Genomic DNA, 15,864 nt, shown 5'->3' with positions numbered 1-15,864 from the left:
CACTTACTACCGTTTTTGTTTTGAGTTCCCGCTAATCCGCGATGAACCTTTTTTTAGGCTGCCATCCGCTAGTTCAATCGCACAACTTTGACGCATCGGCTCTGGTAATTGAGCGGTTAGCCAGTTGTCATTGAGCTTCGCAGGAATGGCTGTGTTGTAGGAGTCATAGGTTCCAACCAGATAACCAGATTGCTTAGCCAGTTTTACTGCATTCGGTTGGTAGAATGCTGGCATCCAGTTATCGAAGCCTAACCAAAGCTTGTTTAATCCTGCTTTGTTCAGATTGTTGACCATGCCTGATGACAAGGCTTGCCCCCAAGTATCCGGATCATTGAGATAAGAGGACGCATGCTTAATCAACCAGCTTTTCTTGCTTTGAGCTGAGGTGTGTTGGGCTTTAATGGTGTTATCAGCAAGTGTTGGCGTTGCAACAGGATACAAGCTTTGTAATGACTGGCTAATAGAGTCTAGCAGCAGCTGTTTGTGATACTGGCTAAACCAATCTTTGCCTTTAGACAGAGGGGATAACTCTCGCTTCGCTTCACTTGAAATGTCTAATTGAGAGTCTTCTAGATACCAGGCTTTTAATCCCCACCAATCGCTCACATCTTGGATACTTAAAGCATCTTTACCAAACAAGTAGACGTGGCTTGCGCCGATTAGCTTATTCACATCTGGGTTACGCTTTTGCTTTTCGACAAGCGATTCAGAGAGACCATTCTCAATACGCCAATCACGGTATTGTTTGGCGCCATCTAACCAAGAGTCTCCAAGTGTTATGCGAACCGTAAAGGGCTGTGATTGATTCAACGTTGTAAATTGGTGCGAAGCGCTCATATCAATATTGGTCTTCTTATCAGAGGACGTATCCGACGATACATCAGAAAAGAACAATTGGTTGTTTGTCGGATTCATCATCTGATAACTGATGAGTTGATCATCCTGTTGTATCGTCCAAAATGGCATTTTTAAGTCTTGAGTGGTGTTACTTCCTGAATGGTTGTCGACTAGATAACTACCCCAAAGCTTGTTATTTGTAGGTACACGCATGCCTTCGCTAAAAGGAAGAAATAGGGTCTGAGTTTGTTGTTCTGCAAGATCAAACCACGCCAACTCTACGGGCTGGTTACGTTTCACCTGTATATTTGAAGGGAAGCTGAACTGAAAAGTGAGTTGATCTTGATTTAGTTCTGCCTCAATGTTTATCCCACTAGGTACTAAGGTCCAAGTTGCGGTCTTTGCTGAGTTAGTTTTATCGGAAAGACCAATGACTAGATTCGTCACTTTCTGTGGTTGGTTATCAACGGTGAGAGCGCCGCTGTTAACGCTTAAGCCGTTCCAATCTATCTCTAAAGTATTCGATGAAATAGAGACTGTATTGCTGGTAGTGGTGTTAGCGCTAACGCTGCTATTACTGGTGAGCGTTATTTGGCTCGCTTGTGCATTGGATGAAAACAGACAAGCTGTTGTTAAAGCTACAATGGCACAAGTAGAAAGATTGAGTGGGTGACGTACGCTGAGCATATCTAGATTCCGTAAAGGGTAAGTACGGTTATTACACCCAAGTAGCGCTAGTGCTTTGTCACCTATATGTCTCTATTTTCTGCATTACCTAGTTTCTAATCTTCTTCTGAAAGCATTCCATTAGAAAGGCACCGTGACACGCTGCACATATTGGACTTCAATCGTACCTTGGTATTCAAACATTTCAACCGAAGCACTCAAGTGTTTAGCATTAGTCCCTAGTGGGCTTTCTGTGGGAACGGGTGCTTGCGCTGTCTTGATTGGCACTTTGTAGCCTAACAGGTTGTAGTTCTCATCGAACCATTGCCAACTCACATTGGCGTTAGGGCAGTTGTCGATCACCTTCGGTGGCGTGATCACGATATGTGGTTCGCTGAGTTTACTTTCGAGTGTTAACCATCGCTTGCTGTTGTCTAAAGCGACAACAATAGGATAGTGGTTCGAACCTATCCTTAGTTGATAAACACCAGATTCGGGTTTGATAAACATTTCACCGGTCTCAATCTCTTGATACTCATTGTTAGAAGCGAGTTGTCCATCGAGAAGGACTTTACCTTTAGGGGAGACCAGAGAGATAGGTTGTGTTTGGGTTTTCATGTCTTCACTGAGTTGTTCTGCAGCGACTTTGATTTGATAACCTTGCGATGAAAGGCCGTAGCGTCGAATGAAGCTAACTTGAATGTGATGTTTCGTCTCAGTGTCTTGTCTTAGTGAAGTTCCGCATTGAGTTTGGCTCAGTATCTCTTGTTTAACTGGCAACCAAAGCTCACTATCGAGTGTTTGTTGATCGAGTGCGATTTGTAGCTCTTGCCACGCAACTTGCGGTTGATCATCGAGCAGTGATTGATACGTATGTTGCAATGGCGTGTCTGTAAACCAAGCCGCATTACACGCAAAGGGCATTGTAAAGGGTAATGTGCAGAACAGTGCTGTTAGAGAGTTTACTTTCATTGTGATTCCCCAGCCAAACGATAACCAACTCCACGATGCGTTTCTAGTTTCAGCGTTGGAAGCTTTTGACGTAAACGCAGTATGTGGTTATCAACGGTTCTTGTGCTTGGGAAGGCTTGATAACCCCAAATTTTATTGAGCAACTCATCTCGGTGAAACACACGACTTTGGTTCTGAATAAACAGTACCAATAGCTGAAACTCTTTAGGTTTCAACGTGATTGGACTTTCATCCAGATAAGCTATCCGTTCCGACAAGTTGATTTGGATATTTGCGTAATCTAAGTGGCTAACACCTAACGGGCGAAGCTGCGTAATGACTCTAGCAAGTAATTCATCGTTCGAAAATGGCTTAGTCACGTAATCTTTGGCACCTGCCATTAAACCTTCAACACGTTGTTGAACTTCCACTTTAGCCGTTAACACTATCACCGGTAGTGCTTTGAGCAGTAACCAATTCGGCAAATGTCGCAAGCTGTCACCGTCTTCGAGTTGTCGATCCAGTATCACTAGATCGGCTCGGAACCATTGCTTACTGGCACTCTCTGAATCCTTCGCCCAAAGGCATGGGTAACCATTGGACTCAAAGAAGCTGACGAGGCCTTGTCCAAGTAGATGGTCGTCTTCAATCAGCAGTAGGGTGTTCATAAGCGATTTCCAAAATACATCGGGTTGGATTACGGAGAATGATGAGACGGCCATTCGCTTGTTTCATCAAGTGTTCGACAATAGTCAGGCCAATGCCCATATTATCTTGTTTATGATTGCCGCACGGTGTTGTTCTTGAAATAAGTCGTTGTATCAAAGAGGGGAAGTGACCCTCATCTTGTACCTCTATTCTCAGTTTATCTGCGAGGATGACTTTAACTAAAACCTTACCTTGTCCATGCTGCTTAGCATTCTTGATTAAGTTATCAAGACAGATAGTCAGCCAGTAATAAGGCAGGTTAAGTTCAACATCTCTTGCTTCACACTGATAAGTAATATTGTGCTTTTCGCAGACATGGTCGAGCCACTCTTCCAATGATGCGTTTTGCTTCAACAAAGGCTCCGACTGATCCGAACTTAGATACACTTTGCTGTTTTCGGTGAGCTGAGAAAGCCTTTGATAGTCTGAAATTAAACGCCAAACTGCCCCTTGGGTCTCATCAGAAAAGTCATCGTAGCGATTTCTAAACATTTCGACGGTTAAGCCTAGGCTAGTAATTGGCGTGCGCAGTTCATGAGTAAGAAGCTGTAAAACGAACTGCCTCTCTTTTCGTTGTTTTGTTCTTAGGTATAAGACTCTGCCGAGCCCGGATAACAATGTAAACAGCAATGTAAAGATCAACGTTTTCATGATCAGGTTGTCGTTGCTCGACTCGCTCAGGCACAGGTTACTGTAACGAAAAGAACAGCTTTCGGCTGACAAGGTCACTTCTTGTTGCTCGGCGATAGGCTTCCAAACCTCCGATGGAATCGCTTTCCAACCTTGTTCGCCACTCAACCAAAGCTCATCACCTTGTTGCCAAGCGCGGTATCCATTGAGCAGTGCTTCTCTGCCTTGCGTGGTTAAGTTTTCTAGCTTGGAAAATAACGGATGCAAAGGATTACTGATACTCAAAAACGGATGAATTTGCTCACTGTTTTCTGGGTAACGAGCTACGTAACGATCAGCGAAGCTACCACCAGCAGGGTGTCGTTTTGAGTGTGCCGCGAACCAGATTGAATCCAAGGGTTGTTCTTGACACACAGCGAGTTCGAATTCGATGGCATCGTTCAAAGAAGGGTTGGCATTTTCAATCGCTCGGCAGTGATCTTGTATCGAGGCGAGTGCGGCGATGTCTTCCCAACTGAATTGGTTGAAATCCGGGTAGCGGCTGCTTTCCTGAAGAAGTGCTTTCGGGTACTGGGTTAACTCTTTCTGAGAAACTGAGATAGGAGACGATTGCCAGCTCAATTGATACAGAGTTTGCCACTTGTCTTGCAAACTTTGGGCATTGGCTAGTGTAGGGAGCCAAAAGGTTAAGCAAAGAGCCAATGTAAACCTGTGCATCCAATCATTCTCGTTAAAAGTCGTGGGGAGAGTCTAAAGAGTTTTGGATGCGATTTGTAACCTGAATGTCAACAAGTGTTCTTTTAACAACAAATTGTCGAGTGGGTCATGCTTTTAAATAATAAAGTAAAAATACAGTAAGTATCATTTGTTTGGGTTAAATTAGATAATTGTGTACTTATTGTCATCACTGGGCGTGTGGAGGGAACTATACTGGACTCATACCTAATAAGAGGAACTATCATGAAACTCATCATCAAATCAGTATTAGCAATTAGTATTTTGGCGGCAGGCTCTGCTCAAGCGTTCGAATTAATCAGCAACGATATTCAAGAAGGTCACCCAATGGCGAAGACCTTTGAATACTCAAGTTGGGGTTGTGACGGCGGTAACCTATCACCACAATTGATGTGGAAAGATGCTCCAGCAGGAACCAAAAGCTTTGCAGTCACGGCTTATGATCCAGACGCTCCGACTGAAAGTGGTTTCTGGCACTGGGTCGCGTTTGATATTCCAGCAACAGTGAGCGACCTACCTCGCGGTGTCGATATCTCTAAAGTGGGTGGCAAAGAAGGCCGAATCGATTATGGAACGGTAGGTTTCGGTGGCGCTTGCCCTCCAGAAAAAGATGGTATGCACCGTTATCAATTCACGGTTTGGGCATTACCAACGGACAAACTTAACCTAGACGAAAACACGCCGTCGGCAGTGGTTGGATTCACGTTGAACAGCATGGCTTTAGACAAAGCGAAACTGACGGCAACTTATACACGCTAATAGCTTATGTACGTTAAAAGCTTATACACCTACATAATAAGCAAATAAGCAAATAAGCAAATAAGCAAATAAGCAAATAAGCAAATAAGGGGATGAGATGAATCATCAATATCAAGTGACGATCTTTCGTGCAGAGCAGTTACAAAAACTGCGTAATGTGAGGATTCTATCCCCTAGTATTATTCAGATCATTACAGGCAGCAAGCGCCTGTTTTGGAAAGACTCAGCGGCAGAACTCTCACATTCTGAGCTGCTGTTGTGTGAGGCATCAGCGTCATTGAGTTTTGAGAACATGCCCCACAAAGGGCGTTTCCTTTCGCGTGTATTCAGTTTTCATTTCCAACCGACGCAAGCAATGCTCGATCTGAGTGAGGATCGAGCAATTGAACTGGATTTACCCACCGTGGAGGCAGATCGAGGTTTGCAAGATTCTCTCAATGCGTTGTTTTCGTTTGATCGTCAGAGCATGAGTGAACAAACCCAACAATTTTGGTTGCAGGGTTTGTATCAGCAATTAGCCGAGAAGGGCGTGTTGCATCGATTGTTTATTAGCTCAAACGTTTCGTTTAGCCAGAAACTTAGCCACTACCTTTCGCATTCACCGAACGACAAACATCCGTTAGAGTCGGTAGCAGAGCGCTTTGCGATGAGTCGCGCCACGCTTATCCGAAAGCTCAAACTGGAAGGTATGCAATATCGTGAGGTGTTGGCTGAAGTTCGGTTGAGTCACGCACTTTATCTGATGCAAAACGGACAGCAGAATGTGGCGATATTGGCCCAGTCTTGCGGTTATCAATCGGAAGGACGTTTTAGTCAGCGCTTTAAAGGAAAATTTGGTTTATCGCCTAGTGAATACATCAAGACAGTGGTCAGCAATTAAGTCGTAAGACGTATCGAGCAAAGTAAGCCTAGTTAATTATAGGTCATTGAATAATTAAATGAATACCGTTTTAATAGGCTCAAAACCAAATGTTTGTACGAGCGCAGATTGCTGTGTACCAGAGATGATGGCGCTATACCATAGAAGGTCACCCATGACTGAATTGAACCCCAAAAGTGAATTAAATATAGACAAGCTCACCAACGATTTCCCGTTGTTAAAACAACTTATAGCGCTAGAAGAAGTGAGTTGGTTTAACCCAAACATCACGACGTTAGAACAGGGTTTACCTTATGTGGGGTTAAGCGAAGAGGACATTCAAGGTGCAAGCCTGCGATTACAAAGGTTTGCCCCTTATCTGGCGAAGGCATTCCCTGAAACACAAGTGACCGATGGCATCATCGAGTCTGAGCTTATTGATATACCATCAATGAAATTAGTCTTAGAAGCGCATTATCAGCAGCCTATCAAAGGGCGTTTGATGATGAAAAAAGACAGTCACTTGCCGATTTCAGGTTCAATCAAAGCCCGTGGTGGTATTTATGAAGTACTAACGCATGCCGAGAAGCTTGCCATTGAAGCTGGGTTACTGTGTGAGAGCGATGACTACAGTAAGTTGCTCGAACCTGAATTCCGTGACTTTTTCCAACAATACAGCATTGCCGTAGGCTCAACGGGTAACCTAGGCATGTCGATTGGCATCATGAGTGCCAAGTTAGGCTTTACAGTGTCGGTTCACATGTCTGCTGATGCGAGAGCGTGGAAGAAAAACAAACTGCGTGAGCATGGTGTCAATGTGGTCGAATATGAGCAAGATTATGGCGTTGCAGTAGAACAAGGTCGCAAAGAAGCAGAACAAGATTCACGATGCTTTTTCATTGATGATGAAAACTCTCAAACTCTATTTCTTGGTTACTCGGTGGCAGGACAAAGGCTCAAACAGCAATTTGATCAGCAACAGATTGTCGTCGACAAAGAACACCCACTGTTCGTTTACTTGCCATGTGGAGTCGGTGGCGGCCCCGGTGGTGTGGCATTTGGCTTGAAGATGGCTTTTGGTGACCATGTACACTGTATTTTTGCTGAGCCGACCCATTCGCCTTGTATGTTGTTGGGTGTCCATACCGGCTTGCATGACGAAATCGCAGTCCAAGATCTCGGTATTGATAATCTAACCGCAGCAGACGGCTTGGCGGTGGGTCGGGCTTCAGGTTTTGTGGGGCGCGCGATGGAGCGTTTACTTGATGGTTATTACACATTAACCGATGAACGCATGTACCAATTGCTAGGTGAACTGAATCAAGCAGAGGGCATTCAACTTGAGCCTTCAGCGCTAGCGGGTATGCCGGGAGCGATTCATGTTGAGCAAAATAGTGAGTATCTGGAAAGGTTAGGCATCGATAATTCTACGTTAGCCAATGCCACTCATCTTGTTTGGGCGACTGGTGGCGGTATGGTTCCAGAGCAAGAAATGGCAGCGTATTTAGCCAAGTCTTCGGTGTAAATCGGATAGAAAGTCCGATTCTGGTGGATGATTTATGAGTTTAAACGAAGCAATAACTTGCGCAGATCGTTATCCAAAACACACATTTTATAAATTAAGCTTCTTAGATGTTCTAACTATCAGTTAGGTTGAGTGGCATTCAACTTGATAGGGATTAAGCTATGCAAACGGATAAAGATATTCAGACAAAACACATAAACATACCAGAAAAATTACTCCAGCGTTTAGATGCGATTGGGGAGTCTTTGAAAGCATCGGGTAAGGCTCATGCTTTGCTGGGGTTGGGCTCAGTAGGTATTGAAACAGAGCGACTTGATCAGTATTCAGATGTCGATTTTTTCGCAATAGTGCAAACAGGGTACAAGCAGTATTTCTTAGACAGTTTGCATTGGCTATCTGATATTCACCCAATCGACTACGCAGTGAGAAATACCGTCGATGGTTATAAAGTCCTGTACGCTGACGGAATCTTTTGCGAATTTGCGGTGTTTGAATCCCACGAGTTAGCGCATATTCCATTTGCTGAAGGGCGCATTGTTTGGCAGCAACCTGAATTTGATACTCAGTGCTGTATCCCACCAGTAAAAGGGGAGGCAGATACTAACTCCGAAGAGTGGATCATTGGTGAGGCTCTAACCAATCTTTATGTCGGCATGTCTCGTTATAATCGAGGCGAAAAGCTGTCGGGCAGTCGGTTCGTTCAATCTTACGCACTTGATCGTTTGATCGATCTTGTGGATCAAACTGAGCATTCTGAGCCTGAATTCGTTGATGAATTTATGTCGGATAGAAGGCTAGAAGCACGCTTTCCTAAGTTTGCTCAATTGCTACCAACCTTTACCCAAGGTTACGAGCGCACGGCTGAATCGGCACTTGCCCAACTAGCGTTCCTCAACACCCACTTCACAGTTAACCAAGCCATGTGTGACCGAATCACTGAACTGTGTTCCAGTAAAGATTAAGCCTATAACCTGTTAATCTTAAGACCTATTTTCTTGGTGCGCGTAAATAACAGTTGTCGCTCGTCTGTATTGTTGATAGGTTTTAACCATGAAATTTAATTCTGCTTCAACTTCAATTTTCTTTTGGTGGTGCTCTCAATAGAGCAGCACGGAATACTTACATTCTTTAGCTGCTGGACGGTAGCTAAGAATGTCATCAAAAATGTCGCCTCTTTTTATCTCCAGTAGCCTTTTTAACTTGGAGATACGCCATGAATACCAACTCAAACAGCCATACCGACAGCAATAATATTGGCAGTAAGAACAATACCAACAAGCCTGAAATCATTCTGACTGGCGATAGAGCTACTGGGCCTTTGCATTTGGGCCATTACGTCGGTTCCCTTAAACAAAGAGTCTCTTTGCAGCATATTCACGACCAAACGATATTGGTCGCTGACATGCAAGGGCTTACCGACAACGCCCATAATCCTTCGAAGGTTTCTTCCAACATTCTTAATGTGGTCGCTGATTATCTTGCGGTGGGTATTGACCCGACCAAGACAACGATTTGTCTGCAATCACAGTTGCCGGTGTTAGCTGAGCTCACCATGTTCTACAGCAATCTTGTTTCTATCGCTCGCTTAGAACGGAATCCAACGGTCAAAAGCGAAATTCAGAACAAAGAGTTTGGACGTTCAATTCCAGCAGGCTTCCTCACTTATCCCATCTCTCAGGCGGCAGACATCACCGCTTTCAACGCGACTTTAGTGCCTGTCGGTGATGATCAACTGCCGATGTTAGAACAAACCAATGAGATTGTAAGAAAGGTTAACTCGCTCGCTGGCAAACCAATCTTGAATGAATGCAGACCACTTCTCAGTAATGCATCTCGTCTGCCTAGTACTGATGGTAAAAGTAAGATGTCTAAATCGATGGGCAATGCCATTAATTTGGGTGCAACAGAGAAAGAGATCAGAGCTGCAGTCAAATCCATGTATACCGACCCAAATCATCTACGAATTGAAGAGCCAGGCAAGGTAGAAGGCAATATCGTGTTCACTTATCTTGATGCTTTTCACACAGACGCTAACTATGTCAGTCAACTAAAAGAGCATTACCAAAGAGGTGGGCTAGGCGATGGACAAACTAAGAAAGTGTTGGAAGAGTGCCTGCAAGAGATGCTTCGCCCTATTCGTGAAAGAAGAGCTGAGTTACTGGATGATAAAGCGCAGCTCATCGATATTTTGCGCAAAGGAACTCAGGTATCGAGAGAAAGAGCAGAGACCGTATTGTTTGATGTTAAAGAGCTATTTGGTCTGAACATCTTGTAAGCCTTCTGATTAATCTAAAAAGGGAGCGCAATCGGTGCTCTCTTTAATCACTAAAGTGAGAAGTAGGGCTGCTTGCTTATCTTGTGTTGGCACGTCCAACATTAGAGTATGTGGCTTAGCGTTAATTAGCACTTAGTATGCAATATTCAGTAACGACGAAACAAGGATGATTAAATTGGAAATCAGTCATTTAGATCACTTGGTACTAACCGTTAAAGATATAGAGGTAACGGTAGATTTCTATCAGCGCGTATTAGGTATGAAGCCCATCGAATTTGGCGAGGGCAGGTTGGCATTGTCATTTGGTGCTCAGAAAATCAATCTACACTTGAGTGGTCATGAGTTCGAACCAAAGGCTAGATGTGTGCAAGTCGGCAGTGCGGATCTATGTTTCATATCTAACACGCCTCTCGTGGAAGTTATTGAGCACGTTGAGAGCCAAGGCGTTGTAATAGAGGAAGGCCCAATAGCTAGAACAGGTGCGATGGGAAAGATTCAATCTATTTATATTCGAGACCCTGACGGTAACTTGATTGAGATTTCAAATTACTAGATTTGAGTCTTAAATTGCTTCCGCTTACGATCGCCTTAATCCTTAATCCTTAATCCTTAATCCTTAATCCTTAATCCTTAATCCTTAATCTCTGGCACTGGATATGGGAATTCAAATAAACTACAATCGAACAATGTTTTATTGAAGTCATATTTATCATTATGGTGAGACACTTACTCACATTCATCGTTAGCCTGTTTTTTTTAACCGCTTGCTCTTCAACGAGTAATAATCAGCTAGACGACAATACATTGAGCAACGAAGACGCAATGTCTAAAAGCTTGGAAGAAGAGAGTAATATCGATGTCGCAATTGATACAAGTGCTGAGACCAACGTTGAATCTTCCCATGAATCGTTCGTTAATCATCAACCAATAACTGATCATGAATCAAACTCAAACCTTGATTCAAATAAAGACACGATAACTCGCGCCAATGCAGAGCCAGAATCTGTGGAACCCTCTCAAATAGCAGCGACGGAAACAACTGAAAGCGATGCTAACAGTAGCGGTGAAAAAGGCATCGGAAGCTATTTTATTCGTCATAACCAACCGACTAAGACCGTGATTAAATCACTAGAGGGCGTGACAGATGCATTAAACGTCATGACGTTTGGGATATTTGCCACCGGTAATGGTTAAACCGTTAACCAAGAACACCAATCTAATAGATAGAATGAGACGTGAAGGCGAGCCAAGTGGTTCGCCTTTTTGATCTTACAAACCTTGTCGTTGTTGCATTTTATATGCATTGATCGCTTATCAAGCCGCTGAGTCAGGGGACAGTTAACAAAGTAGGAAATTACTCGTTCTGGAAGGGAGTAGCCGTATTTACTGTGTTTGACTTGTTCTATACATCGAGGGTTCTAATACTCATCCCAAAGTAAGCAATGAAATCTAATCTTACAAAGACAACTCTTATACTCACTTGTGAGCATAGTAATATATTTGCCGCTACATCCGGTGTTTAGGTTTTATTATCAATATTCTAGGGAAGAAATATGAACAACAAGAGTGTGTTTTTAAGCGTCGCGATGGTGATGTTATCTGCTCAAGCAAATGCATCTGACGTGAACCATGAGTCTGTCTCAGATGGTGTTATCGCAGAACAAAGAGCGAAGCTTTCTGAAAATACCCAAGGGCAAGGTTTTGGCCCGCAAGCCCCACGAGATTTGGGTTCATTGAAAGGAACAAATACCAGACTGTTTTCGGATGCACCAGATTCAACAGCCATGAATTTATGTAATATTCACTTCCATAAAAACGCTGAGCACAAAGGTGGTGAGTTTACCCAATACGCTGGTAATGGTGATGGAAAGGGCTTCCAAAGTGGCTTTAAGTACACTGGTAAGTTGAGTTCAGCTGAGCTGAAACCATTTGAGGGCAAGGTTTGTCCGAGCGATCATGGCTCTTTGCATTCCGGCGACACCATTGAAGTTCACTATGTTTATTCAACGGCGCAAGTTGAACCGGGTGAAACACTGGGCGCTTGTTTTAACGATGCAATTACCAACCCGCAACTGCGTGTAGAAACCCAAGTTTATGTATTAGTAAATGATGACAAAGCACTCGATTTCGAAGCATTGACTAAGCACTCTAAAGTGGATGGTTTGCACCAAGCAACCAACATTCCACAAAATACGGGTTCAGCGATTCAATATGCAGGTTCTACAACGGGTCCTGGTTACAATGAGAAAGGTTCACCTTTCCAAGTAACATGGAGCGTTAGACCACAAGTCGCGAAAGTAAATATCGCGACAGTGGGTAGCTGGTGTGAAGGTAATGACTTTAACGAAGACCACGCCCACGGTGTAAGAAATATAGTCGTAAACCCAGAGTTACTGTCTCCAATCGCTAACTAATCTTGTCACGTTGATTTTCTATCATTGTTTTCGAAGGCGAGCCTCTAGGTTCGCCTTTTTTGTGTCTTAACGAAAAACACTTTGGTGACTGGTTCAAGTTCAAGTTTAAGTTTATGTTTGGGGCTGGTGGGGCTGGTGGGGCTGGTGGGGAAATTACGTGTCACACTTATTCAAAACATGAGTTGTGTTAAACGCGCTTAGTCAAAAATGTTCTTTACCCGAATCGAAACTCCATGATACGTTCATGATCAATTATGTTCGGTTATAGATAAGGACAGTCTAATGTCACTAGAAGGTGCGATTACATTCTTTATTGCCATGTTTATATTTGGTATTACTCCGGGGCCTGGCGTATTTGCCATTTTAGCTCGAGGCATGGTTAATGGTTGGCGAAAGTGCATCACGCTATCGTTAGGTATGATTTGCAGTGACCTTATTTATCTTGCGCTTGCCTGTTTTGGCCTAGCGACGATTGCTGAGAACTGGTCGTTTGCTTTTGAGGTGATTCGTTACCTTGGTGCTGCTTATCTGATTTACTTGGGCTACAAGATGTTTAAGAGCCTACCTGAAGTGCAAGGTTCAGCGGAGCTCGCTGCCAAACAAAGTCAGAAATCAGAACTCGCTAGTTTCGCGCAAGGCTTTTTGATTTCAGCCTCAAACCCGAAAGTGATTCTGTTCTATATTTCATTCTTGCCGACGTTCATTGACCTGACGGTTTTACGTTCACAAGATATCGTCTTGGTTTCTGTTTTAGCGGCGGTTGCTCTGATGTCCGGTTTAATGCTGATTGCGATGGGGGCTGGCAGAATGGCGAGTTTACTTAAAACGCCACGCGCACATAAACGACTAAATCAAAGTGCTGGTGGAATAATGATTGCGGCTGGTTCATATTTGGCGATAAACAGATAAATACAGTCCAATTTAAAAAGAAAAAGCGCGTTATTGCCTAGTGGCAGTAACGCGCTTTTTTGTATTTACTTTCCGGTGTGGTATTGGCTTACAAGTCCAGTATTATCGAATTACTGCGTTAATTGAAGGCAGTAAATCGCGCTTCTTAATCACGTATCGTAAGCGAATTAACATCAGCGTCGCTGAAACGCTCAAGCCCGTTAGAATACCAATACAAAAGCCTTCTTCACCCATTGCTGGAACAATGTGGTCTGTTAGCCCGAGCACCATGCCCAGTGGCAGTGCCAAGCCCCAGTATGAAGCGATGGCTAACATCATCGGGATCTTAGTATCTTTATAGCCACGCAGTGCGCCGTTAGCAGAGGTTTGCAGAGCATCACTGAATTGATACATAGCAGTAAAGGTCAACAATACCGCTGCTGTCGCACTTATTGCAGGGTCGTTAGTGTAGAGCCTAATGATCCACTCAGGGAATAACAGGAACACCGCAACCGAAAGCAACGATATGAACGCTGCAACTAAGATACCGACTTTACTGCGCTCAATTGCGCCTAGTTCGTCTTTCTCACCCAAAGCGTGACCAACACGAATCGTAATACCAAACGAGATACTCATCGGAATCACGTAAGTCAGGCTCGAAATGTTAAGTGCAATTTGCGCGGCTGCCACGTTCTCTGCACCAATACGACCAATCATCAACGCGATAACCGCAAAGATACTGCCGCACACCGCGATGTTCATGCCGATAGGTAAACCTAATCTTAGAAGGTGAAGCATCTCTTTTGCTTTTGGCTTCGCATCTGAAAAGTTGATGATGGTCTTGTAGTGGTGATGACCTTTAATGTAGGAATACAGCATTCCCGACATTAGCCAATACACTAAGCTAGTCGCCCAGCCACAGCCTACAGCGCCCATTTCAGGGAAGCCAAACTTGCCGTAGATAAGCACGTAGTTGACCGGAATATTCACCAACAAACCAACCACCGAAATGATCATCGGTACTTTGGTGTTGTTCATACCCTCACAAAAGCCATTCAAGGTGTAAAACAGGGCAATACCCGGCACACCGAAGGCTAGGGCAAACGCATAGTCGCTACCAATTGGAATGATCTCAGAGGCAACCCCAATCCACTCTAAGATCGGTTTCGCACTCACTAAGTAAGCGATGAGCAAGACGCTAGCAATTAATGCCAACCAAACCATTTGGAAGAACTCAACAGAGATACTTTGAAAGTCACGTGCGCCGCGGTGGTAAGCGACTACAGGCGTTAGCGCCATAATCACGCCACGAAGTAGCAGCAACACAGGAATCCAAAGGCTAGTACCCAGTGCAATAGCGGCGAGATCGGCAGGGCTTACTTGGCCAGCCATTGTCGTATCGACAAATCCCATCGCTTGGGTCGCTATTTGAGTCAAAATGATAGGAACCGAAAGATGCATAAGCGCACCCGATTCACGAGTAAAAGGACGAAGTTTCGTTAGCATGGAAGTTCACAACATCAATATAAATACACGAATGATGGCAGGATGGCCGGTGTGCATTTTAGGATGTGCCCCGTTGGGCGGGCGACAATATAAACACCTTACCGTATAGGGTCAAGCATTGGATTTATAGGGGCTAATTTGCTCTGGAAGAACGCTAGATTTGCATGGTGTTAGATACTGTTTCTATGTACATAACCTGATGATTTTAATGTGAATCATGCTAGATAGAAAGTTTCTATATTTGCTTGTTGAATTTCAATGTACACATCATAAGTCACTGTTATGGATGAACTAAATTTAGTACAATTGATGGCATAAGAAACTAGATAGAAAAATTCTATATTTAAATGCAGAATTTTTCTGTCTAAGAACTGTTATGAGTATTTGTGGATTAAGAAAAGGAAGTCATTTTGTATCAGTTATATTATTACCCAAACAACGCGAGTTTAGCCCCGCACTTCTTATTGCATTTCATGGGATTAGAGTATGATTTATTGTTGGTTGATAGGAAATCAAGCTTCCACAAATCAGCTGAATATTTAAAATTGAATCCAGCGGGTAGAATTCCTACATTAATTGACGATGGAATGGCAATCTTTGAAAGTTCAGCTATTTGTATTCATCTTTGTGAGCAAAATCCTAAGCATGGTTTAATCCCTCGGTTGGGGAGCAAAAGTAGACCTCAGTTTTTCCAATGGTTAGCGTACTTGAATAATACACTTCAAGCTGAGTTAATGGTTCGATATTATCCACATCGACATACAAATGATGAAAGCACTATTCCAAATGTGGTTGCCGCGCAAGATGATCGAATTGCTGAATCACTATCCGTAATTAATGATCAACTTGGGGGTAATAAATACCTTTTAGGCGATGAAATATCAGCCTGTGATTTCTTCTTATTTATGCTTTCTGAGTGGTGTTTACCAATTAAGCAATCGCCATTAAGTTTTGAACATTTGTCAGCTTATCTAAATCGTTTATCATCACATCCAACAATCATGGCTGTTTGCGAGTTAGAGGGTATCGATCTTAGCCCATTTAAGTAATACTCATAACAAATAAGGATTAAGGTGTTGCGTAGCCAACACTAAATCCCAAGTGTTGAACA

General features: G+C 43.5%; 14 protein-coding genes and 1 pseudogene. 10 read left to right on the top strand and 5 right to left on the bottom strand.

All coding sequences use genetic code 11. The annotated features are described in order from the left end of the window. Positions 1–45: 45 nt before the first annotated feature. The 4 genes and pseudogenes from ACED53_RS20770 to ACED53_RS20755 all read right to left on the bottom strand — a co-directional run. Positions 46–1,524: pseudogene (locus tag ACED53_RS20770) on the bottom strand (glycoside hydrolase); the annotation flags it as partial. Positions 1,525–1,644: 120 nt separating this feature from the next. Beyond that, positions 1,645–2,475 (bottom strand): DUF2861 family protein, encoded by an 831-nt coding sequence (locus tag ACED53_RS20765; protein ID WP_017099444.1) that lies wholly within the window; start codon positions 2,473–2,475, stop codon positions 1,645–1,647. Further along, on the bottom strand, positions 2,472–3,122 hold the full coding sequence (locus tag ACED53_RS20760; protein ID WP_017099443.1) for a response regulator transcription factor: 651 nt from the start codon (positions 3,120–3,122) through the stop codon (positions 2,472–2,474). Before ACED53_RS20760 ends, ACED53_RS20765 begins: the two co-directional genes overlap by 4 nt. Further along, positions 3,100–4,509, bottom strand: a complete 1,410-nt coding sequence (locus ACED53_RS20755; protein ID WP_017099442.1) for a DUF3404 domain-containing protein — start codon at positions 4,507–4,509, stop codon at positions 3,100–3,102. The genes ACED53_RS20760 and ACED53_RS20755 overlap by 23 nt, the downstream gene beginning before the upstream one ends. A gap of 243 nt (positions 4,510–4,752) precedes the next feature. Between ACED53_RS20755 and ACED53_RS20750 the strand changes: the two genes are divergently transcribed. The 9 genes from ACED53_RS20750 to ACED53_RS20710 all read left to right on the top strand — a co-directional run bounded on the left by ACED53_RS20750 (position 4,753) and on the right by ACED53_RS20710 (position 13,268). After that, positions 4,753–5,286 (top strand): YbhB/YbcL family Raf kinase inhibitor-like protein, encoded by a 534-nt coding sequence (locus ACED53_RS20750; protein ID WP_029225307.1) that lies wholly within the window; start codon positions 4,753–4,755, stop codon positions 5,284–5,286. Positions 5,287–5,383: 97 nt separating this feature from the next. Next, positions 5,384–6,166, top strand: a complete 783-nt coding sequence (locus ACED53_RS20745; RefSeq protein WP_017099440.1) for a helix-turn-helix transcriptional regulator — start codon at positions 5,384–5,386, stop codon at positions 6,164–6,166. A 154-nt stretch (positions 6,167–6,320) separates the two neighbouring features. After that, a complete protein-coding gene (locus ACED53_RS20740; protein WP_029225306.1) occupies positions 6,321–7,670 on the top strand; it encodes a D-serine ammonia-lyase in 1,350 nt (449 codons plus the stop codon). 161 nt (positions 7,671–7,831) lie between these two features. Further along, entirely contained in the window at positions 7,832–8,632 is an 801-nt protein-coding gene (locus ACED53_RS20735) for a hypothetical protein (RefSeq protein WP_017099438.1), read from the top strand. Positions 8,633–8,883: 251 nt separating this feature from the next. Next, complete coding sequence (gene trpS / locus ACED53_RS20730) at positions 8,884–9,945, top strand: tryptophan--tRNA ligase (protein WP_017099437.1); 1,062 nt, start codon at positions 8,884–8,886, stop codon at positions 9,943–9,945. Positions 9,946–10,120: 175 nt separating this feature from the next. Continuing rightward, positions 10,121–10,498: a VOC family protein gene (locus ACED53_RS20725; RefSeq protein WP_029225305.1), complete on the top strand. Its 378-nt coding sequence runs from the start codon at positions 10,121–10,123 to the stop codon at positions 10,496–10,498. 161 nt (positions 10,499–10,659) lie between these two features. After that, positions 10,660–11,139 carry a hypothetical protein gene (locus ACED53_RS20720; RefSeq protein WP_017099435.1) on the top strand — a complete coding sequence of 160 codons (480 nt, stop codon included), beginning with the start codon at positions 10,660–10,662 and terminating at the stop codon, positions 11,137–11,139. A gap of 359 nt (positions 11,140–11,498) precedes the next feature. Then, positions 11,499–12,359 carry a delta-class carbonic anhydrase gene (locus ACED53_RS20715; RefSeq protein WP_017099434.1) on the top strand — a complete coding sequence of 287 codons (861 nt, stop codon included), beginning with the start codon at positions 11,499–11,501 and terminating at the stop codon, positions 12,357–12,359. A gap of 282 nt (positions 12,360–12,641) precedes the next feature. Then, positions 12,642–13,268 carry a LysE family translocator gene (locus tag ACED53_RS20710; protein WP_017099433.1) on the top strand — a complete coding sequence of 209 codons (627 nt, stop codon included), beginning with the start codon at positions 12,642–12,644 and terminating at the stop codon, positions 13,266–13,268. A gap of 102 nt (positions 13,269–13,370) precedes the next feature. On the opposite strand, the gene ACED53_RS20705 is transcribed toward ACED53_RS20710, so the two are convergent. Then, a complete protein-coding gene (locus tag ACED53_RS20705) occupies positions 13,371–14,753 on the bottom strand; it encodes an MATE family efflux transporter (RefSeq protein ID WP_017100837.1) in 1,383 nt (460 codons plus the stop codon). A gap of 410 nt (positions 14,754–15,163) precedes the next feature. Here ACED53_RS20705 and ACED53_RS20700 point away from each other — a divergent pair, with 410 nt between their 5' ends. Then, positions 15,164–15,802 (top strand): glutathione S-transferase family protein, encoded by a 639-nt coding sequence (locus ACED53_RS20700; RefSeq protein WP_017100132.1) that lies wholly within the window; start codon positions 15,164–15,166, stop codon positions 15,800–15,802. Positions 15,803–15,864 lie beyond the last annotated feature (62 nt).

This window comes from Vibrio sp. 1F169 (genome assembly GCF_041439605.1).
Taxonomy (GTDB): domain Bacteria; phylum Pseudomonadota; class Gammaproteobacteria; order Enterobacterales; family Vibrionaceae; genus Vibrio; species Vibrio tasmaniensis_A.
Note: the sequence above shows the minus strand (reverse complement) of the source record. Positions and strands in the feature narration are given on the sequence as shown.